General features: G+C 68.5%; 15 protein-coding genes. 9 read left to right on the top strand and 6 right to left on the bottom strand.

The annotated features are described in order from the left end of the window. The first annotated feature begins 18 nt into the window (after window positions 1–18). A complete protein-coding gene (locus tag KY572_RS27070) occupies window positions 19–516 on the top strand; it encodes a CarD family transcriptional regulator (RefSeq protein WP_044193521.1) in 498 nt (165 codons plus the stop codon). A gap of 63 nt (window positions 517–579) precedes the next feature. Beyond that, window positions 580–1,248, top strand: coding sequence for a hypothetical protein (locus tag KY572_RS27065; protein ID WP_224245869.1), 669 nt, complete (start codon window positions 580–582; stop codon window positions 1,246–1,248). A gap of 30 nt (window positions 1,249–1,278) precedes the next feature. On the opposite strand, the gene KY572_RS27060 is transcribed toward KY572_RS27065, so the two are convergent. Beyond that, window positions 1,279–2,655, bottom strand: coding sequence for an FHA domain-containing protein (locus KY572_RS27060; RefSeq protein WP_224245868.1), 1,377 nt, complete (start codon window positions 2,653–2,655; stop codon window positions 1,279–1,281). 170 nt (window positions 2,656–2,825) lie between these two features. Between KY572_RS27060 and cysS the strand changes: the two genes are divergently transcribed. The 7 genes from cysS (at window position 2,826) to KY572_RS27025 (ending at window position 13,001) form a co-directional block, all read left to right on the top strand. Continuing rightward, window positions 2,826–4,304 (top strand): cysteine--tRNA ligase, encoded by a 1,479-nt coding sequence (gene cysS, locus KY572_RS27055; RefSeq protein WP_224245867.1) that lies wholly within the window; start codon window positions 2,826–2,828, stop codon window positions 4,302–4,304. 114 nt (window positions 4,305–4,418) lie between these two features. Then, window positions 4,419–6,101 carry a M28 family peptidase gene (locus tag KY572_RS27050; RefSeq protein WP_224245866.1) on the top strand — a complete coding sequence of 561 codons (1,683 nt, stop codon included), beginning with the start codon at window positions 4,419–4,421 and terminating at the stop codon, window positions 6,099–6,101. A 78-nt stretch (window positions 6,102–6,179) separates the two neighbouring features. Beyond that, complete coding sequence (uvrB, locus tag KY572_RS27045; protein ID WP_224245865.1) at window positions 6,180–8,276, top strand: excinuclease ABC subunit UvrB; 2,097 nt, start codon at window positions 6,180–6,182, stop codon at window positions 8,274–8,276. 6 nt (window positions 8,277–8,282) lie between these two features. Continuing rightward, window positions 8,283–10,223, top strand: a complete 1,941-nt coding sequence (uvrC, locus tag KY572_RS27040; protein ID WP_224245864.1) for an excinuclease ABC subunit UvrC — start codon at window positions 8,283–8,285, stop codon at window positions 10,221–10,223. 141 nt (window positions 10,224–10,364) lie between these two features. After that, on the top strand, window positions 10,365–10,883 hold the full coding sequence (locus KY572_RS27035) for a DUF507 family protein (protein WP_224245863.1): 519 nt from the start codon (window positions 10,365–10,367) through the stop codon (window positions 10,881–10,883). A 78-nt stretch (window positions 10,884–10,961) separates the two neighbouring features. Continuing rightward, window positions 10,962–12,551 (top strand): elastin, encoded by a 1,590-nt coding sequence (locus KY572_RS27030; protein ID WP_224245862.1) that lies wholly within the window; start codon window positions 10,962–10,964, stop codon window positions 12,549–12,551. 72 nt (window positions 12,552–12,623) lie between these two features. Then, window positions 12,624–13,001: a hypothetical protein gene (locus KY572_RS27025; RefSeq protein WP_224245861.1), complete on the top strand. Its 378-nt coding sequence runs from the start codon at window positions 12,624–12,626 to the stop codon at window positions 12,999–13,001. Between the two features lie 252 nt (window positions 13,002–13,253). Here KY572_RS27025 and KY572_RS27020 read toward each other — a convergent pair whose 3' ends face one another. The 5 genes from KY572_RS27020 to KY572_RS27000 all read right to left on the bottom strand — a co-directional run bounded on the left by KY572_RS27020 (window position 13,254) and on the right by KY572_RS27000 (window position 19,798). Next, window positions 13,254–14,579 carry a di-heme oxidoreductase family protein gene (locus KY572_RS27020; RefSeq protein ID WP_224245860.1) on the bottom strand — a complete coding sequence of 442 codons (1,326 nt, stop codon included), beginning with the start codon at window positions 14,577–14,579 and terminating at the stop codon, window positions 13,254–13,256. A 23-nt stretch (window positions 14,580–14,602) separates the two neighbouring features. After that, entirely contained in the window at window positions 14,603–15,691 is a 1,089-nt protein-coding gene (locus tag KY572_RS27015) for an imelysin family protein (protein ID WP_224245859.1), read from the bottom strand. Between the two features lie 23 nt (window positions 15,692–15,714). Continuing rightward, window positions 15,715–17,043, bottom strand: a complete 1,329-nt coding sequence (locus tag KY572_RS27010) for a hypothetical protein (RefSeq protein ID WP_224245858.1) — start codon at window positions 17,041–17,043, stop codon at window positions 15,715–15,717. A 120-nt stretch (window positions 17,044–17,163) separates the two neighbouring features. Further along, window positions 17,164–18,102, bottom strand: coding sequence for a DUF3108 domain-containing protein (locus tag KY572_RS27005; RefSeq protein WP_224245857.1), 939 nt, complete (start codon window positions 18,100–18,102; stop codon window positions 17,164–17,166). 31 nt (window positions 18,103–18,133) lie between these two features. Continuing rightward, window positions 18,134–19,798, bottom strand: coding sequence for a DUF4091 domain-containing protein (locus tag KY572_RS27000; RefSeq protein ID WP_224245856.1), 1,665 nt, complete (start codon window positions 19,796–19,798; stop codon window positions 18,134–18,136). Between the last annotated feature and the right edge of the window lie 21 nt (window positions 19,799–19,819).

The following is a 19,819-nucleotide window of genomic DNA, read 5'->3' as shown; positions in this document are numbered from 1 at the left end:
TCAAGGAGGCGGTAACGAGTGCAGACCAGCTTCAAGACTGGTGACAAGGCGGTTTACCCGGGGCAGGGCGTGGGCGAGGTGATGGGCATCGAGCACACCGAGGTTGCCGGGCAGCGCCAGTCGTTCTACGTGCTGCGCATCCTGGAGAACGGGATGCGAATCATGATCCCGATCAACAAGGTGGGATCGGTCGGCCTCCGAGAGATCATCAGCGAGGAGGACGTCAAGCAGGTCTACTCCATCCTCAAGGAGAAGGACATCTCGGTCGACTCCACGACGTGGAACCGTCGCTACCGGGAGTACATGGAGAAGATCAAGACGGGCTCCGTCTTCGAGATCGCCGAGGTGCTGCGCGACCTCTACCTCCTGAAGGGCGACAAGGACCTCTCGTTCGGTGAGCGCAAGATGCTGGACACGGCGCGCTCGCTGCTCATCAAGGAGCTGTCGCTGGCCAAGGACTGCTCCGAGGAAGAGATCGAGTCGGACCTGAAGAAGATCTTCAACATCACCGCCTAGCACTCGCTGCGCCGCTGGCGCATGCTGGCCCCGGGCTCCTCGAGAGGAACCCGGGGCTTTTTCATGTCCGAAGAACAGCTCGTTCGGGAGGAGCGGGAGCGGCGCATCGCGGAGCTGGAGGCCCGGCAGGCCCGGCGGCCGCGCAGCCCGCTGAGGGCGCCGGTGTCGCTGGTGGCCATCGGCGTGGCGGCGGCGCTCTTCACGATGCAGTGGCGAGAGGTCCAGTACTTCTTCTCGTCCCGTACGCCGCTGTCGCTGGGGGCCGAGGGCGACTACCGCTACGAGGAGCTGGTCTCCAACCGCTACGTGCAGCTGCACGGCATCCCCACGAGCCACGCCGCCTACGAGCGGGACGGGAGTGCGGTGTTCGTCCTGGTGGGGCTCAAGGACTCGCCGTTCGTGGTGCGCCGCCCCTCGCTGCCGGGGGAGGAGTGGGCTCCGGGGCGGAAGCCTCCACCGCCGAACCAGCGTCCCTTCGCGGTGAGGGGACGGCTGCTGGCCGAGGAGGAGGCGTCGCGCTACGGCGATGCGTTCGAGCTGCTGCGCTCGAAGGGAGAGGTGCAGCCGCTGAAGGGCCGGCTGTGGATCGTGATCGAGGGCCAGCGGCCGGGAGAGGACTTCGGACGGCTGGCGGTGGCGCTGCTGCTGGTGTTCATCATCGCGATGAACGGCTGGCTCCTGGTGCGAGGGCTGCGCAGGGCTCCCGCGCCGATCGAGCCTGCTCAGGAGTGAGGCCTCATCACCCGAGCCTCACGCCGAGCGCTACTTCTTGCCATCGAGCTTCTGGAGCTCCGCCTTGGCCGCGGTATTGGCCGGGTCGTGCTTGAGCGCCGCTTCGAAGGCGATGCGGGCCGCGCCCTTGTTCCCCGTCTTCAGCTGCTGCTGACCGGACTGGGCGTAGAGCCTGCCGAGCTGCTTGCGGAGATGGCGCCCCTGCACGCTCCAGCCCTGGGACAGGTCCTGGTCCACCAGGAGCGCCATGGTGAGCTGCCGGATGGCGATGGCGGTGTCCTGAGCCTTGATGGCCTGCTCCCCCGCGGCCTTGGCCGCCTGGAACTGGGAGATCTTCGCCGCGAGCGGCTCGGCCTGGGCCGCTCGCGCCAGCTTCAACGCGCCGTCCACATCCCCCTTCTCATAGACGGCGAGGATGTCGGCGCGGTCCACGTTGCCCGCGAGGGCCTCCTGGCGAGCCGAGCCCTTGCTGCCGCCCGCCTTCGAGCTGGATTCCTTGCGAGAGGCGAAGGACTTCGCGCTGACGGCACCGGCCCGAGGGCCAGAGGCCTTGGCGTCCCCAGGAGCCGACGTCTCCGTGGAGGGCTGGATCGGCTTCACGGCGCGCTCGGACTCTTCCGTTGGCTCCGAGTCCGAGTCCGCGGCCTGGCTCTCCTCCGCGTCAGCGGGAGGAGGCGGCTCGTAGGCGTCGTCGGCCTTCTGGGCGGGCTCGTCCGTGGCGGGAGTGGCACTCCGGGTCGAGGGAGCAGGGGAGGTGGGGGCCGGCTGGTCCGCACCCGAGAACTTCAGGAAGGCCAGCGTCAGCAGGGCCGCCACCGCCGAGCCCACGGTCCCCGCGATGATGGCCACGCGCGCCATGCTCGTGCCCTTGCGCAGGGGCACGCCGCCCGGGTCGGTCACCTCGGGGAGCTTGTCGAGGGGGCCTCCCGAGCCTCGCAGCCGCATCACCGCGTTGCCCAGCGACAGCTCGTCCCCGACCTTGATGTCGTGATCCGAGGTGATCTTCACCCGGTTGACGAAGGTGCCGTTCTGGCTGCCCAGGTCTCGTAGGACGAAGCGCTCGCCCTGGCGCATGATCTGGGCATGGCGGCGGCTGATGGACGGGTGCTGCAGCCGCAAGTCACACGCGGACGCCCGGCCGATGACCAGCGGACCCTGCTTCACGGGCATCAGCTGCCCGGCGCCCGGCCCCTTCTCCACATAGAGGAAGACGGGCGTGTAGCCCGGGTCCGAGTACTCGTTCGTGTCGAACCGCGTGGTCAGCTCGCGGTCCTTCGTGCTCTCGCGCGGGCCTCGGGTACCGCGCGTCGAGCGGCGCGGGCCGGCGGGGTACTGGGGAACGCGCTGCGGACGCGGATCGTCCTCCTGCAGCGGCGCCACCTCGTCGTCGTCGAAGGGTAGCTCCACGTCCTCCTTCTTGGACGCCGACGCGCCAGGGGGGCGTGGGGGGCGCGGCGGGCGTTTGGGGTTGGAGGGGGCCATTCCTGAGCCCATTCTCCCAGATTGGTGGCTGACTGTGCCACCTTCAGGTGCCTAGAGTGGCTACCGTCCGTTCACTGATGGGAGGAACCCCTACCGTGGCTCAGCCGTCGATCACGCTCTTCAACACGCTGACGATGCAGAAGGAACCGCTGGTTCCACTCGAGCCGGGGGCCATCCGCATCTACGTCTGTGGGCCGACCGTCTATAGCTACATTCATGTCGGGAATGCTCGTACCTTTACCTCCTTCGACGTGGTGGTCCGGTACCTGAGGTACCGGGGGTACCGCGTCACGTACGTGCGCAACTACACGGACGTGGACGACAAGATCATCAAGGCCGCGCACGAGACGGGCGAGGAGCCGGTGGCGCTGGCGGCGCGCTTCGTGGAGGCGTTCCGGGAGGACGCTCGGGCGCTGCACATGAAGGAGCCGGACGTCTCGCCGAAAGTGAGCGAGACGATCCCGGAGATCATCGGCATCATCGAGAAGCTGGTGGCCCGGGGCGTGGCGTACGAGTCCCAGGGCGACGTGTACTTCCAGGTGAGCCGCTACCCGGAGTACGCGAAGCTGTCCAAGCGCAACCTGGATGACTTGCGCGCGGGCGAGCGGGTGCAGCCGGGCGAGCAGAAGCGCGAGCCGCTGGACTTCGCGCTGTGGAAGGCGGCCAAGCCCGGAGAGCCGTCGTGGGACAGCCCGTGGGGCAAGGGGCGTCCGGGCTGGCACATCGAGTGCTCGGCGATGAGCGCGCGCTTCCTGGGTGAGTCGTTCGACATCCACGGCGGCGCGCTCGATTTGATCTTCCCCCACCACGAGAACGAGATCGCCCAGAGCGAGGCGGCGAGCGGCAAGACGCTGTCGAAGTACTGGATGCACTGCGGCTTCCTGGACATGGAAGGCGCGAAGATGTCCAAGTCGCTGGGCAACGTGGTGCGGCTGCGCGACGCGCTGGCGAAGGTGGACGCGGAGGCGCTGCGCTTCTTCTTCCTGTCCACGCACTACCGGCACCCGCTGAACTTCTCGGACAAGGCGATCGCGGACTCCGAGCAGCGCATGGAGTACTTCTACGAGACGCTGCGCAAGGTGGACGAGCGCGTGGCGGGCAAGGACTTCGGCAAGGGCCCCGTGCACGGCGAGCCCGAGCGCTTCCTGCGCGAGTTCGAGACGGCGATGGACGACGACTTCAACTTCGCCGGAGCGCTGGGAGGGCTGTCGGGCCTGTTCGCGCTGATGAACGAGCTGGTGGACAAGCCGCCGGTGAAGGACAAGGCGCTGGTGGGGCGGACGCTGCAGGCGCTGCGGGAGGTGGTGGGCAAGGTGTCGGGCGTGCTCGGACTGTTCGAGGACGAGCCGGCGCAGTGGCTGCTGCGTCGGCGCGACCGGGCGGTGCGTGAGCGCGGCATCGACGTGGCGCAGGTGGAGCAGCTCATCGTCCAGCGCAACGAGGCGCGCAAGGCGAAGAACTTCGCCGAGGCGGACCGGGTGCGCGCGGAGCTGAAGGCCAAGGGCGTGGAGATCATGGACACGCCTGGAGGCACCACCTGGAAGGTGGCGGCGCCCCCGACGGAGTCCGCCTGAGCGACGGGTCGCCCGCCTGGCATTCGCCCAGGCAGGGCCCCTCCTTCGTGCCCGACCACCAGCGTCTCGATTCGCCCTGCCGAGGAGCGGAGCTTCGTGTTAGGGCTCTGCCTCATGAAGCGCCTGCTGGCCCTGCTGTTCCTCATGCCCCTCCCGGTCTTCGCGCAGGCGGTGCCTCTCAGCACCCCCGCGGAGAAGGCCGCGGCACAGACCATCGACGCCCACCAGCTGCGAGGCCACGTGCGCTTCCTGGCGCACGATCTCCTCGAGGGCCGCGGTCCTGGCACTCGCGGGGACGCGCTGGCGCAGGCGTACATCGCCGCTGAGCTCGAGGGGCTCGGGCTGAAGCCAGCGGGCACGGACGGCACGTGGTTTCAGCCCTTCGAGCTCGTGGGCATCAACGGCCACCCCGACACGATGACGTTCGCCACGGCGTCCGGGCGTGTGGAGCTCCAGTTCCACGACGACTTCATCGCCGTGTCTGGAGTGCAGGAGCCGGAGGCGCGGCTGGACAACTCGGAGCTGGTCTTCGTGGGCTACGGCATCGTCGCGCCCGAGCACTCCTGGGACGACTTCAAGGGGATGGACCTGCGGGGCAAGACGCTCCTCATCCTCAACAACGATCCGTCGGACGATCCGAACCTCTTCGCGGGCCGGACGCGGCTCTGGTACGGCCGCTGGGACTACAAGTACGAGGAGGCGGCGAAGGTGGGCGCCGCCGGAGCCATCATCCTCCACACCACGCCGAGCGCCGGCTACCCCTGGCAGGTGGTGCAGACCTCGTGGACGGGCGAGCAGTTCGAGCTGCCCGCCACGTCCGGCTCTCGTGTCCAGGTCAAGGGCTGGACCACCGAGGAGGCCACGCGGCGCATCGTCCGCCTCGGAGGGCAGGAGCTCGACACGCTCATCGCCGCCGCGCAGAAGCGCGACTTCAAGCCCGTGCCGCTCGGGGTGAAGGTGTCCACGCGCTTCGCGAACCAGGTTCGTCGCCGCCCCACGGCCAACGTGCTGGGGCTGCTGCCCGGCAGCGATCCGAAGCTGGCTCACGAGGTGGTGCTCTACACCGCGCACCACGACCACCTGGGCATGAAGGAGAACCCGAAGCCCGGCGAGGACGCCATCTACAACGGCGCGGTCGACAACGCGGCGGGCGTGGCGGCCCTGCTCTCCGCGGCGCGCGCCTTCCACGCGCTGCCCAAGCCCCCGCGCCGCTCCATCCTCTTCGCCGCCGTGGCCGCGGAGGAGCAGGGGCTGCTGGGCTCGCTGTACCTCTCCAGCCACCTGCCCGTGCCCGCGGGCCACATCGCCGCCAACATCAACATCGACGGCATCAACATCCTCGGGCGCACGCGGGACGTCACCGTCATCGGCCTGGGCAAGTCCACCTTGGATGCCACCATCGTCGGCCTGGCGAAGACGCAGAGCCGTAGCGTGAAGGCGGACCAGCTCTCCGATCGCGGCTTCTTCTACCGCTCGGATCAGTTCAACTTCGCCAAGCTTGGCATCCCCGCGGCCTACTTCGGCAGCGGCATGGACTTCATTGGCCGGCCGGAGGGGTGGGGCAAGCAGCAGCGCGAATTGTGGGAGGCGAAGCACTACCACCAGCCCTCCGACGAGCTGCGCCCGGATTGGGATCTCAGCGGGGCCGTGGAGGACGTGCGGCTGAGCTTCCTGCTGGGCGCTCACGTGGCTCGCGCGCCGGAGATGCCCCGCTGGAACAAGGGGGACGAGTTCGAGGCCGCGCGGCTGGAGTCCCTCAAGGCAACCAAGGCCCTGGAGGCAAAGGGGGCGAAGTAGCCCCGCCTCCGTCCGCTGTCGAGCAGGCATGCAGGAAGTGCCAGCCTGCTTCGTTGCAGGGTGTTAAATGTCCGCCTCATGGCGGACTTCAAGATCCACAGCGAATACGCGCCGCAGGGCGACCAGCCGAGGGCCATCGGCGAGCTGACCGAGGGGGTGCTGCGCGGGGACCAGTACCAGACCCTGCTCGGCGTCACCGGGTCGGGCAAGACGTTCACCATGGCGAACGTCATCGCCAACGTGAAGCGGCCCACGCTCATCATCGCCCACAACAAGACCCTGGCGGCCCAGCTCTACGGCGAGTTCAAGGAAGTCTTCCCGGAGAACGCCGTCGAGTACTTCGTCTCCTACTACGACTACTACCAGCCCGAGGCCTACGTCCCCTCGTCGGACACCTTCATCGAGAAGGACTCGTCCATCAACGACGAGATCGAGCGCATGCGCCACTCGGCCACCCACAGCCTGCGCATCCGCGATGACGTGATCATCGTCGCCAGCGTGTCCTGCATCTACGGCCTGGGCACCGCGCGCTCCTACGTGGACATGGCCATCACCGTGAACATGGGCGCCGAGCTGGGCCGTGACGCGCTCATGCGCCGGCTGGTGGAGGCCCAGTACGAGCGCAACGACTTCGACTTCCATCGCGGCACCTTCCGCGCTCGCGGAGACACCGTGGAAGTGTTCCCCGCCTACGAGGAGGAGCGCGCCGTCCGCATCAGCTTCTTCGGCGACGAGGTGGAGAAGATCACCGAGTTCGACCCGCTGCGTGGCCTCACCCTGGGCGCGCTGGAGAAGATCGTCATCTTCCCCGCCAGCCACTACGTAACGGAGGTGGACACCCGCAAGCGCGCGCTCCAGACCATCCGCGACGAGCTGGCCGAGCGCCTCAGCCTCTTCAAGAAGGAGGGCAAGCTGCTGGAGGCCCAGCGCCTGGAGCAGCGCACGATGTTCGATCTCGAGATGATCGAGCAGGTGGGTTTCTGCAACGGCATCGAGAACTACTCGCGCCACTTCTCGGGCCGTGCCCCCGGCGAGCCGCCGCCGTGCCTCATCGACTACTTCCCGCGCAACATGCTCATCCTCATCGATGAGAGCCACCAGACCATCCCGCAGATCGGCGCCATGTACCGCGGCGACCGCTCGCGCAAGGAGACGCTGGTGGAGTTCGGCTTCCGCCTGCCCAGCGCCCTGGACAACCGGCCGCTCAAGTTCTCCGAGTTCGAGGGCATGGTGCAGCAGGCCGTCTTCGTCTCCGCCACTCCGGCCGAGTACGAATTGCAGAAGAGCAAGGGCGTGGTCGTGGAGCAGATCATCCGCCCGACCGGCCTCATGGATCCGCCCGTGGAGGTCCGTCCCGCCGCCAACCAGGTGGACGATCTGCTGGAGGAGGTCCGCCTCCGCGTCAACCGGCAGGAGCGCGTCCTCGTCACGACGCTCACCAAGCGCATGGCGGAGGACCTCACCGAGTACTTCACGGACGTGGGCGTCAAGGTGCGCTACCTGCACTCGGACATCGACGCCATCGAGCGCACCGCCATCATCCGGGACCTGCGCAAGGGCGTCTTCGACGTGCTGGTGGGCATCAACCTGCTGCGCGAGGGCCTGGACATCCCCGAGGTGTCCCTGGTGGCCATCCTCGACGCGGACAAGGAGGGCTTCCTGCGCAGCCACGTCTCGCTCATCCAGACCATTGGCCGCGCGGCGCGCAACCTGAACGGCCGCGTCATCATGTACTCGGACCAGATGACCGACTCGATGAAGCTGGCCATCGAGGAGACGAACCGCCGCCGCGAGGTGCAGCGCGCCTACAACGAGAAGCACGGAATTACTCCGCGCTCGGTGAAGAGCGCCATCCTGGACCTGTCCGCGCAGTTCTACGACGCCGACCCCATGGCCCTGCCCATGGCCGCCGATGCCGCGAACGATCTGCTCATCCCCAAGGAGATCAAGCGCCTCATCGAGGAGTTCACCAAGGACATGCAGCGCGCCGCCGACGAGATGGAGTTCGAGAAGGCGGCTCAGTTCCGCGACCGCATCCTCCTGCTCAAGGACATGGACCTGGGCCTCAAGCCGCCCAGCCGCGCGCTCCTGGCCGCCCCGGTGAAGCCCGCCGAGAAGGATGTGCCGATGAAGGGCCGCAAGGGCCACGCGGCCAAGGGACGGAGGAGGCGCTAGCCCACCATGGACGCCCGGCTCCAGGAGAAGCTGGACGCTCTGCCCACCGAGCCCGGCGTGTACCTGATGAAGGACCGCCGCGGTCAGGTCATCTACGTGGGCAAGGCCATCAGTCTGCGCAACCGGGTGCGCTCGTACTTCACCCGGACCGGGGACACGCGCGTCTTCGTCTCGATGCTCGACTCCATTCTGGGGGACATCGAGACGGTGCTCGTCCACAACGAGAAGGAAGCGCTCCTCCTCGAGAACGAGCTCATCAAGAAGCACAAGCCGCGCTTCAACGTCCTGCTCAAGGACGACAAGCAGTTCATCTCCCTGCGGCTGGATAGGACGCAGACCTATCCGCGGCTGGATGTCGTACGAAAGTACGAGCGGGACGGGGCGCGCTACTTCGGGCCCTACTCGAGCGCCGGCGCCATCCGCGAGACGCTGCGCCTCATCAACCGCTACTTCCACCTGCGCACGTGCACCGACCACGTGATGGCCAACCGCAAGCGGCCCTGCCTGCTACACCAGATCGGCCGCTGCCCGGCGCCGTGCGTCTACCCGGTGCCGCCCGAGGAGTACCGCCGCAGCGTGGACGAGGTGGTGCTGTTCCTGGAGGGCAAGGGGAGCGAGCTGGTGGATGGCATCAAGGGCCGCATGAAGCGCGCCGCCTCGGAGCTGAAGTTCGAGGAGGCAGCGCGCCTGCGCGATCAGCTCCTGGCCATCGAGCGCAGCCTGGAGCGCCAGAAGGTGGCCACCACCGACTTCAAGGACCAGGACGTCTTCGCCTTCCACCGCGAGGGCGATCGCATCCTCTTCTACGTCCTCTGGGTGCGGCAGGGCCGGCTCAACGGCGGCCAGGCCTTCCCCTTCGGTAGCCAGGAGTTCCCCGACGAGGAACTGCTGCCTTCCTTCGTCAACCTCTACTACGACCAGGGCAGCTTCGTGCCCGAGGAAGTCCTCCTGCCCCTGGAGCCGGAGAGCCTGGAGGGCCTGGAGTTACTGCTGTCCGAGCGCAAGGGCGAGAAGGTCCGCGTGATGGTGCCCAAGCGTGGCGAGAAGCACGATCTGGTGCTCATGGCCGCCAAGAACGCCGAGCAGGCCTTCATCGAGCGCAAGCGCACCAAGGACGAGACGGACGCCGTGCTCTCCCGGCTCCAGCAGAAGCTGAACCTGCGCAACTACCCGCGCCGCATGGAGTGCTTCGACATCTCGCACTTCCAGGGCTCGAGCATCGTCGCCTCGCAGGTGGCCGTCACCGATGGCGAGACGGACAAGTCCCGCTACCGCCGCTTCAAGATCAAGACGCTGGAGAAGCAGGACGACTTCGCCAGCATGTACGAGGTGCTCTCCCGCCGCCTCAAGCGCGGCCTGGAGGAGAAGGATCTGCCGGACCTGCTCGTCATCGACGGCGGCAAGGGGCAGCTCGCCAGCGCCCACGCCGCCATGAAGGACCTGGGCATCGAGAAGGTGGACGTCATAGGTCTGGCCAAGAGTCGCGACCAGGAGGTGTTCGACCGCGACGAGGAGAGCGCCCGCAGCCCCGAGCGCGTCTTCGTCCTGGGGCGCAAGGATCCGATCATCCTCACCCAGAACTCCGCCGAGATGTTCATGCTCACCCGCATGCGGGACGAGGCCCACCGCTTCGCCATCACCTACCAGGCCAAGGATCTGCGCAAGAGTCGTATCCGCTCCGCCCTGGAGGACATTCCGGGGGTGGGAGAGGCCCGCCGCAAGATGCTCCTGCGTCATTTCGGATCACTCAAGCGAGTCCAGGAGGCCTCCATCGAGGACTTGGCCGAGGTGGTCGGTCCCTCGGTTGCCGAGCGGGTCCATTCCGCCCTGCACGGGCACCCCGAAGAGGAGGAACCAGACCCCATCCGGGAGGCGTCTCTGGCTGACGCTGGCGCGGACGTGGACGAAAAATCCTCCGAAGGAGGGTCGCCAGCCGGTTCGGCGTGATTAATTTTCTGCTCGGGAATTTCGAGGGAAAAAGTACGCCGGAACCATGAGGTTCCAAGGGTTTTTCATTGCGGCTGGGCGCGACGCTGTTTTATAGCGATCGCGTTCAGTACTACGCAAAAAAGGGTGAGGGAGCGACACATGAGGCTCTATCCGAAGGTGATCCCGATCATCTCGCGTGAGTGCATCCAGCTGTTGATGCAGGACGGGGATATCGAGGTGGAGCCGATGCGGGTGGCGGACGCGGAAATGGACCTCTCGGCCATCATGCGCGAGTACCTGGCCAACGAGGAGCGCGTGAACCAGGCCACGCGCGAGGCCCTCGAGCGTCGCGGCTATGACTACTCCAAGTTCAACCAGGTGAAGCGCGAGATGGCGGATGTCCGCGGCTTCAAGATGGGGGACGAGGGCATCGAGTACGTCATCAACCAGATGATCGAGTTCCTGCTGATCAGCCGGAACGTCGAGGAAGTGTTCGCCGCCGACAATGTCCTGCGCTCGAAGATCCACAGCGTGATGAAGAAGCACCTGGACGTGGACGACGAGATCGACAAGGAGGCCCGCTCCCGCCTGAAGCACCTGCAGGAGGGCACCAGCGCCTTCGACATCGAGTACAACAAGACGGTGGAGCAGATCCGCCGAGCACGCGGCCTCATCTAGCGGGGCCTGCATTCCCCCGCACCGCTGCCTACCTTGTGTGGAAGGGAGGCAGCGATGGCGGGTTCACTACTAGGCATCATGGTGTCAGGTCTCCTGGCCGCAGCGCCGGCGGGAGACTTCTCGTTCGAGGGCCGCGAGGCGAGCGCTCGGACGACTTCCCCGGCGGGCTTCTTCGCCCAGGGGGTTACCCCGTACCCCAACCTGTATGAGCGAGGCTTCGGGTCAGCGACCCTGACGGGCCAGGATCGGGTCTCCGCGATGGGGGCCACGTACGGGGACAAGGCGCGCCTGGAGGCGCAGTTCCGACTGGGACAGGTGGAATACCGGGTGGAGCTCACCCAGCCCGGCTTCCCGCCCGCGCAGGGGGCAGGGGGCTCGGCGGCTCGCTCGGCCGTTCCCCGGCCGGGCCACTTCGTCGAAGGCGGCGTGATCCTGGATCGGGGCCTCCATGGAGGCAGCGGCCTGGGCTGGCCCGCTACGACGCAGGTGCACGCGGCCGTCGCCGTGTGGGGGGTGGGCAGCGTCTGGCGCAACGGGCAGCTGCTCACCGACAGCGCGGTGATCCAGGTGGCTGCGCTGTCCCACGGCGCGCACGCGGATGACGAGTCGCACCAGCCCCTCGCGCTGGCGCGAGCGGGTGACACGGAGCTCGAGGTGCTCGTGTGGAACCTGCCGCTGAGCGCCGAGCCGCGCGGCTTCATCCAGTTCGCCTTCGACGATGTGGAGATCGACTTCGCGGGGCAGCCCGTGAGGGCCGTGGCCGTGGTGCCGAACGTGCTCGGCCTGGAGTCGGGCGGCGTCATGCCGACGACCGGAGGCTTCGGGCAAGGTGGCACCTTCGTGCAGACTCCGCAGGGCCCGCCGCCGAGCCAGGGCGTGGGTGGTAGCGGCTTCGACTTCACGGCGGCGCCCGTGACGGGAACTCCCGGCGGGCCGGTGACGCCGGTGAGCCCTGGGACGCTGGGCGGACCTGCTTCTCTTGATCCGCTCGCCATTCCGGGCGTGAGCGTCGGTAACGAGGGCACGCAGGGCGGTACGGCGGCTCCCGGTGTGCCGGGGGTGCCGGGCACGCCTGGCGCGGGGCCGGTGACGACGGGAGGCAGTGTGGGGCCAGGAGCCGTGACGCCGGATACGATCAGCGGCACGTTCCCCACGACGGGTGCGCCGACGCCCCCTGCGAACATCTCGGGCTTCATCCCGGGGACTCCGGCTCCCGGCTCCGCGCTCGCGCTCGATGCACCGCTGCCCCCGGGCGCACCGCCTCCCGGTGGTGGCGCGGAGTCGGGCGTGTCGCTCGGAAAGCCGACCGCGTCCCTGCCTCCGGGGAGCTTCACCGTGCCGATCTCTCCGCCGAACTTCAGCAACTTCGCGGGGACCGGGCAGGTGAGCCCGGGCATCATCGCCACCGCGCCTCCGCTTGGGACGGATCGCACGGTGCCGACGCCGCCGCTGCTGGGCTCGCCCGCGCCGCTCACCGCCGCGCCCGCGCCGCCGCTGCTCGGCACGCCCGCGCCGCTCAACATCGCGCCCCCGCCTGCGCTGATCGGGACTCCCGCTCCGCTCAACGCCACGCCTGGCGCCACCACCTCGACTCCGGTGACTCCGGGAGCGGCTCCGGCGGTGCCTTCTCCTTCGCCGGGTGGTACGGGCGTCCCCCCTTCGATCTGAGGGCGGAGGCGAGGCCAGGCACGTAGCGAGCGAAAAATTGACCGTTCGCTACGTGCCTGTAGCGTTCAGCCCATGTCGACGTCCGTTGCAGCCTTTGCCGTCCCCGCGACTTCGCGCTCCGCCAGTGAGGATCCTCTGCGCGAGGCGATGGAGAACCTGGCTCGCGTGCTGCCCGCGCGTACGGATGCGGCGGTGCTCGTGGACCTCCTGGGAGATGATCTCCGCGAGGGGCTGGATGCCCTGGGAGACGTGGAGTGTCACTTCGCCGACGTGCTCGATGCGATGCGCATGGAGCGGCCTTCGCCCATCGCCCTCATCTCACTGGGCGATGATCAGCTCGTACTCGAGCGGCTCGAGGTCCTGGTGGGCGTGGTGTCCCAGGTCCGCCGCCGGCTCTCCCAGGCCGCGGGGATGATGCGCCAACTGCCGCTCCCTCTTGGCGACAGCTGAGCGGGGCTCGGGCAGCTCAGCGCTCTCTCAGACACACAGCTCGGGGACACAGGTCGCGGGTCCCTCGCTGCGGGGCGGGTCCCCCCGTCACTGACGGGTCCGCCCGCCCCGGCGTCCCGCTCTCCCTCTGACCACGGCCTCCAGCGTACCCAGGCTACGCAAGGTGCACCCCAGGCGTGCTTGGGGCGAACCGGTAGACTTGTCCTACAGGTTCGTCCGCGGCGCCTCCGGTTCTCTCCGTGACACGGCCGCTCAGAGCGAGCCCAGGAACTTCACCAGTGCGGCACGCTCTGGGCTCGAGAGCTTCCGGAAACGCTCCCGCGAGCGCTCCGCCTCGCCCCCATGCCAGAGGATGGCCTCCTCCAGCGTCCGGGCTCGGCCATCGTGGAGATAGCCCGCATACGGCAGCACCGTCTGCGTCAGCCCGAGTCCCCACAGCGGCGCAGTCCTCCACTCCTGGCCATCCGCCGCTCCATCCGGCCGCCCATCCGCGAGCCCTTCGCCCATGTCGTGCAACAGCAGGTCCGTGTACGGGTGGATCGTCTGGTGGGCCAGCTCCGCCACGGCATGCATTCCGGTCTCCAGCGTCTCGCGGTGGCAGTGCTCGCAGCCCAGGGACCTGAAGAGCTCCTCGCCGCGCTGGACCTCCGCGTCCTCGAGGGCCGCGCGCGCCGGCACCGCCAGCGACTGGGAGTAGAAGACGGCGGCCTCCAGCGTCTCTCTCGGCAGATCGTACGTGCCATCCGGCTCGGGGTTGAGCGGGCTCGTGACCCCCATGTCGTTGAAGTAGGCGTCGGCCGACTGCTGGAGCAGGCTGGGGCTATTGGCCTTCAACCCGAAGCGCCCGGGGACGAGGGCGCCCGCCTGGGTGTCCCAGACGATGTTCAGCCGACCGGAGATGCCATCCTTGTTGCGATCGCTCGGGTCCTCCATCGCGCGCAGCGTGGAGTCCGTCACCGCCTCGAGCAGCCCCAGGCCAAAGACGGGGGGCGGCAGGCGCAGCGAGGTGAGCATCCCCGAGGACAGGGGAGCGCCGTCGCTCGGCGTTATCTGGATGCGCGGCTCCCGCAGGCTGTAGGCGGTGCCGTCAGCGTAGGTGCCGCCGCTCTCCTCCCAGGACAGCACCACGGAGGCCTCCGGCGTGGCGCCATAGACGGCCTGGTCCGCGATCTGCGTGCCAAGGCCGGGCACCGGCACCGCTCCGTTGGGGTGGCTCGGCGTGCCGTCCGGCAGGCTGACGCGCACCAGGAGCTGCGTGCGCTGCGGGCCAGGCCCCATCACCGGCATGCCGCGCCCGTTGCGCAGGTGGCAGCCGTTGCAGGAGTTGTTGTTGTACAGCGGCCCGAGCCCGGGGTTCACGGGCGCGGGCGCGGGCACGAACTGCGCCGCGAACGCCGCATCCCCCGCGCGGTGGAACGCGATCCCCTCCGCGGAGAGATTCGGCGCGGGCTGGGCGAAGGCCAGCGAGGTGCGATCGTCGATCGTGGTGGAGCCTCCCGCCCGCGGAGGCCCCTCCTCCTCACCGCAGCCCGACATGAGCGCCAGGGTGGTGGCGCCTAGCGTGAGAACCCGTCGCATCGCATGGCCTCCTTCGCTCCCGCTCAGCGAGAGGTGAGCGGCTTGACGTTGGTCTCGAAGGTCGCCTGGAGCTTGCGGATGGCGGCCTGCGCTGCCTCGATCTCATCCGCGGAGGCCGGATCCGTGATCGACGCGCGGAAGGGCTCCGGGATGCGGGCCAGCGCCGCGATCGAGTCGGCGATCTCCTGGCGGATGCGCGCGTCCAGCTCGGCGTTCTCATCCTTCACGAGAACCGCCAGCGAGCGCCCCTTGGCCGTCTGCCCCGGCAGGTGCCCCAGGTACACGTTCTCCACGCTCCGGATGTTGTTGGTGAAGTCGGACAGGGAGTTATAGGCGAACTGGCTCTCCACCAGCTGCGGATCCTTCGCGTCGTAGGGGTCGGCGATCTTCCCGTTCGCCACCTCATCCAGGATGTTGATGATGCCGCCCACCATCTCCTGCGCCGCGGACTCCACGGAGGGGTAGCCGCTGTTGCCCGCCTGCCCGGCGTTGGCCAGCACGTCGCGGTACGGCTGACGGCCGTTCTGCGCCTTCGTCCAGGAGTCGGCCAGCGCGCTGCCGATGTTCTTCAGCTCCGCGGAGATGGCCTTGAGGTAGTCGAACTCGCGCTGCGTGAAGTCCTCCGCCTTCTTCGTGCGGCCGTCGCCGAAGATGAGGTACTCCACCGTGTGGAACCCCTTCTGCGTCTCCTGGAGCGTGGCCACGTACGTGGGCGTGAAGGCGTCGCTGCTGGCAAGCACCGCGTCGAGATCCGAGCGGTTCACCGGCCAGCTGTCCAGGGCCGGATCGTACCCGAAGGAGTCCACCGGGCCGAACAGGAAGCCCTCGCTCTGCTCCCACGGAACACGAGCGGCGAACCAGGCGTCCTGCGCCGCCGTGAGCCTCGCGGCCGTGGGCTGCGTCGCGAGCGCGTTCACCGCGCTGTCCAGCTCCGTCAGCCGCGTGGCGAGGTTCTGGTAGGTGGGCACCACCACGTCGTCGGCGAAGTGGGTGATGATCTCCGAGTCGAAGGTGGGCTGGGTCGGGCCGTTGTCGTCGTCGTCGCCACAGGACGCCAGGGCCAGCGCGCCGGTGAGCAGAAGGGAACGGAAGAAGAAGCGAGGGAGCGTCATGAGGTTCATCCTGGGGGAGTGAGTCAGTACGAGAAGCCGGTGGAGAAACGGACCGTGTTCTCCGGACGGAAGCGGGAGGAATCGCCGAGGCGGCGGTGGCTGAAGTCGAGCTTGCCGAAGGCAATCCCGGCCAGCGTGTAGGCCGCGCCCGCCGTGTAGATGGAGCGGGCGAAGCGCGGGTTGTCGAAGAGCTCCGTGCGCGGGTGGAACACCGTGTCCGCGTAGTCGAAGCGCACGTAGGGCTCGATCCGGTGGTCGCTGCCGAGCCCGACCCGGGAGGCCACGTCGAAGCCCAGCTCGGCCCACAGCGCCAAGGCGTGCTCGGCCACGGGCGTGCGCAGCACGTTCAGGAAGTTGGACAGGCGCGTGTTGCGCGCGGAGATGTCATCCGCGTTCTGCAGGTAGCCCCACATGGCCAGCGCCTTGGCGCGCCACGGCCCCCGCGCCAGCGACAGGTGCACGTCCGTGAGCAGCAGCGGCGCGGAGACGTAGCCGCAGGGCGCCACCTCGCGATCGTTCACCTCCTCGCACGCCTTCACCAGATCCGGCTTGGGGCGGTTGCGCGTCGTGTCCCCGTAGTAGGCGGAGAGGCCGAACACGAGCCCATCGAAGCGCGTGACGTCCGCTCGCAGCACCGCGGCCATGTCCGTCGCGCGGGTCAGCTCGAAGCGGCGCTGGTGCCCTCGCGCCACCCAGAACTGCGAGCTGAAGGCCGTGGAGTCCAGCCCGTTGATCACCTGCGCCGTCAGGCTCAGCCCGCCGTCCAGCTTCACCTGCGCCTGCAGCCCCATCTCATCCCACGTGTTGGGGATGATCAGCGTCTCCGACTCGGAGCGGATGGTGGCCAGGTAGTCGGTGGGCCGGTAGTACGCGCTCAGCGTGCCTACCGCCACGTAGAAGCGCCCCACGGACAGCGAGAAGCGCTCCCCGAACTCCTTCTTCAGGTAGAGCTCCTCCACCAGCACCTCGCCGCCCTTCTCCACCTCCTGCTCGAACTCGCCGAACTCCTCGTACTCCAGCTCCAGCGCGGAGCCCGTGCCGCCGTGCTCGAACTCCACCTCCACCTCGGCCTCGAGCCCGTAGTCGGGCAGCTCCGCCTCCAGCTCCAGCACCAGCCGGGTGGTGTCGAACGTCATCCGCGAGTCGCGCTGCGCGCCCCCCTCGCGGTTCTGGTTCAGCCCGTGGTTGTAGTAGGTGAACTGCAGATCCGCGTACCCGCCGATCTCCACGTCCAGCGCCGGTCGCTTCTTCTCGGCCTCCTTCTCCTCTTCCTTCTCCTGGGCTCGAGCAGGGCAGGCGGCAAGGACGGCGACGGCGCACAACAGAACGGAGACCAGGCGGAGGTGACGCATCGGAATGGCGCGCACCCTAGACTACCTGCTTTTGATTTTGCAAATCGAAATCAATTGGAGGGCCAAAAAGCTCCCCCGTGAGGGGGAGTGGGTCCTCCACCGGTCAGCGCTCGCCGCCAGCTACCACTTGAGCTCTTCCTTGCCCTTCTTGGCGCGTTTCTCCTTCTCACCGGGCCTCGTGTAGGCGGTGAGGGTGGCGCGCACGGCTCCGAGGTCCAGGGTGCCCACGGCCACCAGCGGCAGGCGGCGCGCGTCGTCGGAGATCCACACGTGGATCTCTCGCTTCTGCTTGGGCTTGTCCAGGCGCACCGCGGTGCCGGTGAGGTACCACGCATCGAACTCGCCCACGGGCAGCGAGACGTGCTCGCGCTTCACCACGGTGCCCGTCAGCCGCCACAGCCGGCGGATGCCGTACACGTCGAAGCACACGGGCAGGCCCTCCTTCATCGGCAGCTGGCGCATCAGGTAGATGGCGCCGGCCACATCCAGCCCGTCCTTGTCGTAGGTGTAGTTGTACTGGCCCGGCCTCTTGCCGACGACATAGTCCACCTTGACGGAGCGGTCCTTGGCGACGAAGGCCACGTCCGCGGTGCGGCGCACCTCGTTCTCCGTGGCCTCCTCGGTGTAGCGCGAGGGCCGCAGCGTGCGCGGGTGCAGATAGCTCACCGCCGTGCCCTTCACCCGCCGCACCTTGGAGAAGAAGGTGTTGGTCTGCGCCTCGATCTGGACCGGCAGCGCGCCGTTGTCGGGGCGCTGCACGCGCATGGTCATCTTCCCCGCCTGCGCGCCCATGGCGTCCAGGTCGAACTCGAGCAGCTCGCCGGGCATGAAGGCGATGGGCGAGCGCAGCGGAGGCAGCGCGCTGGGGCAGGTGGGCACGGGAGTGGCGGGCGTCTCTGGCGGAGCCATGTCCTGGGCCGGAGGGACGTCCTTGTCAGGGGCCTCGGCGCCCGCGGACTCCTGCGCCGGGGCTGCGGCCGCGGCGGCGGGTGCCTGGGCCTGGGCGGCGCTGGCGAGGAGAACGAGGCTGGCCACGAGAACGGAGCGCATGTGGGTCATCCTTCTTCCAGGAAGGGCGGGGGTACGGGTTTCACGGTCGGACGCCAGGACGCTTCGCATATTCGGACGACTCCCAGCGCTGGTTCAGGCGGGTTGTCAGGTCCTGTCGGACCTGTATCCACTTCGCAGGGTCCCGCTCGATCTCATAGCCCGAGCGGGCGAGCTGGCGCGCCAACGTCCGGGCGGCATCCTTGTCGCCCAGCTTCGCCAGCAGGTGCAGGTACTCATAATCCTCCAGGCCGTCGCGGATGTGCTTGAGCCGCAGCGACAGGACGGGCTGGTGCTCCTTCGTCCCCAGCCTCGCCGGAGTCCCAGGATAGAAGAGGGTGCCGTCTCCGTTGCCACCAAACTCGAAGATGTCCTTCCAGGGATCCTTCGTGTTGTAGGCGTAGACGGTGTCGAAGTAGAGCTCGCCGTCCACCCCGGTGAGGAAGGCCAGCGGCCCCATGGCCCGGTTGAGCGGGGCAGGGTGGTCCACCATATAGGACGCCCAGCCGCTGTACACTGTCTCCACCGAGGCATCCGCTGCCGGGCCTCCCGTGCAGCCGTGCGAGTTGCAGCTCTGGTACCACCACACCTTCGCGCCCCGCGGGAGCCGCGAGCGCAGCTTGTCGATGGGCAGCACGTTCTTGCACGTCTGCGGCCCGGACCGGGGGAAGAAGCAGTTGAGCGTCGGAGTGAGGATGTCCGCGGTGCCACGCAGCGCATCATCCAACGGCGAGGTGACGAGCACGGGGATGCGGCCCGCCGCGCGCACCCGCGAGGACTGCGCCTTCACGAGCGGCACATCCTCCGGCTTCGGCTCGTCCTTCGCGTAGAAGAAGAGCTGCGCGGACCAGCCCTTGCTCCGGAAGTGCTCGGCGAAGGCGCGGTAGTACGCCACCTTCTCCGCCTCGGTGCTCGCCTGGCGGAAGTCGCGCACCTCCGCCGTGGTGAAGCGGGCGCCAGAGGGCAGCAGGCTCCCCTCGAAGAAGGGCGCCATCTCCTCCTCATAGGTGCGGAAGTCCACCACCGCGCGGCCGCCCTCGAAGCGCACCGGCGGCGGCGTCATGCTCATGCCATGCGCGCTGACGCGGTGCTCCAGCAGCACGCGAGCGTAGGAGCGCAGCAGCGAGCGGGCCTCGGCGGACTCCGGGGACACCCCGTGCCCGCGCGCCATGCTGTAGAGCGACAGGCCGAAGCTCGTCGGCAGCGAGGCCGTCGCCGGCAGGGTGAAGGGCTGCACCTCCACCGTGAAGGGTACCGGGGCCACCGCCGCTCCGTCCGCCTTCGCGCGCAGCTCGCCCCGGTACGTTCCCGGCTCCTGCTTCTCCGGCGCGCAGACCTCCACGTAGAGGACCGCGGGCAGCGAGGGCTCTGCCGGCGTGTCCACCGGCAGCAGCGGATCCGGCCACGGGCCCTTCTCGCCCTGGCTGTTGGACGGCGTCTTCACGTCCAGGAAGCCCTCGCGCCACAGCGAGGCGGACAGCGCCGCTCCCGGCCCCTTCAGCGCCAGCGGGCCCGCCGTCACCTGGCGGACCTTGCCGGGGAGCACCACCTGCGCGGCCTCGCACTCGCCGCGCGCCACGCTCAGCCGGGCCTCGGAGGCGCCCTGCACCGAGACGCCCGGCCTCACCTTCACCAGCGATGACACCACCTTCGGCCCGGGGGATGCCGCCAGCATCGCCGTGACCGCCCACGCCCAGCCCGCTCCCATGCCACCACCTTCCGCGGCCTC

Origin of the sequence: Hyalangium gracile (assembly GCF_020103725.1) — a bacterium.
GTDB classification, from domain to species: Bacteria; Myxococcota; Myxococcia; order Myxococcales; family Myxococcaceae; genus Hyalangium; species Hyalangium gracile.
This window is presented reverse-complemented; position numbering and strand designations above follow the sequence as displayed.

Bases quoted from the DNA above. Each gene is read 5' to 3' on its own strand.
- KY572_RS27065 (WP_224245869.1), top strand. From the start codon at position 580: ATGTCCGAAGAACAGCTCGTTCGGGAGGAGCGGGAGCGGCGCATCGCG.
- KY572_RS27050 (WP_224245866.1), top strand. From the start codon at position 4,419: ATGAAGCGCCTGCTGGCCCTGCTGTTCCTCATGCCCCTCCCGGTCTTC.
- uvrB (WP_224245865.1), top strand. From the start codon at position 6,180: ATGGCGGACTTCAAGATCCACAGCGAATACGCGCCGCAGGGCGACCAG.
- uvrC (WP_224245864.1), top strand. From the start codon at position 8,283: ATGGACGCCCGGCTCCAGGAGAAGCTGGACGCTCTGCCCACCGAGCCC.
- KY572_RS27035 (WP_224245863.1), top strand. From the start codon at position 10,365: ATGAGGCTCTATCCGAAGGTGATCCCGATCATCTCGCGTGAGTGCATC.
- KY572_RS27030 (WP_224245862.1), top strand. From the start codon at position 10,962: ATGGTGTCAGGTCTCCTGGCCGCAGCGCCGGCGGGAGACTTCTCGTTC.
- KY572_RS27025 (WP_224245861.1), top strand. From the start codon at position 12,624: ATGTCGACGTCCGTTGCAGCCTTTGCCGTCCCCGCGACTTCGCGCTCC.
- KY572_RS27020 (WP_224245860.1), bottom strand. From the start codon at position 14,579: ATGCGACGGGTTCTCACGCTAGGCGCCACCACCCTGGCGCTCATGTCG.
- KY572_RS27015 (WP_224245859.1), bottom strand. From the start codon at position 15,691: ATGACGCTCCCTCGCTTCTTCTTCCGTTCCCTTCTGCTCACCGGCGCG.
- KY572_RS27010 (WP_224245858.1), bottom strand. From the start codon at position 17,043: ATGCGTCACCTCCGCCTGGTCTCCGTTCTGTTGTGCGCCGTCGCCGTC.
- KY572_RS27005 (WP_224245857.1), bottom strand. From the start codon at position 18,102: ATGACCCACATGCGCTCCGTTCTCGTGGCCAGCCTCGTTCTCCTCGCC.
- KY572_RS27000 (WP_224245856.1), bottom strand. From the start codon at position 19,798: ATGGGAGCGGGCTGGGCGTGGGCGGTCACGGCGATGCTGGCGGCATCC.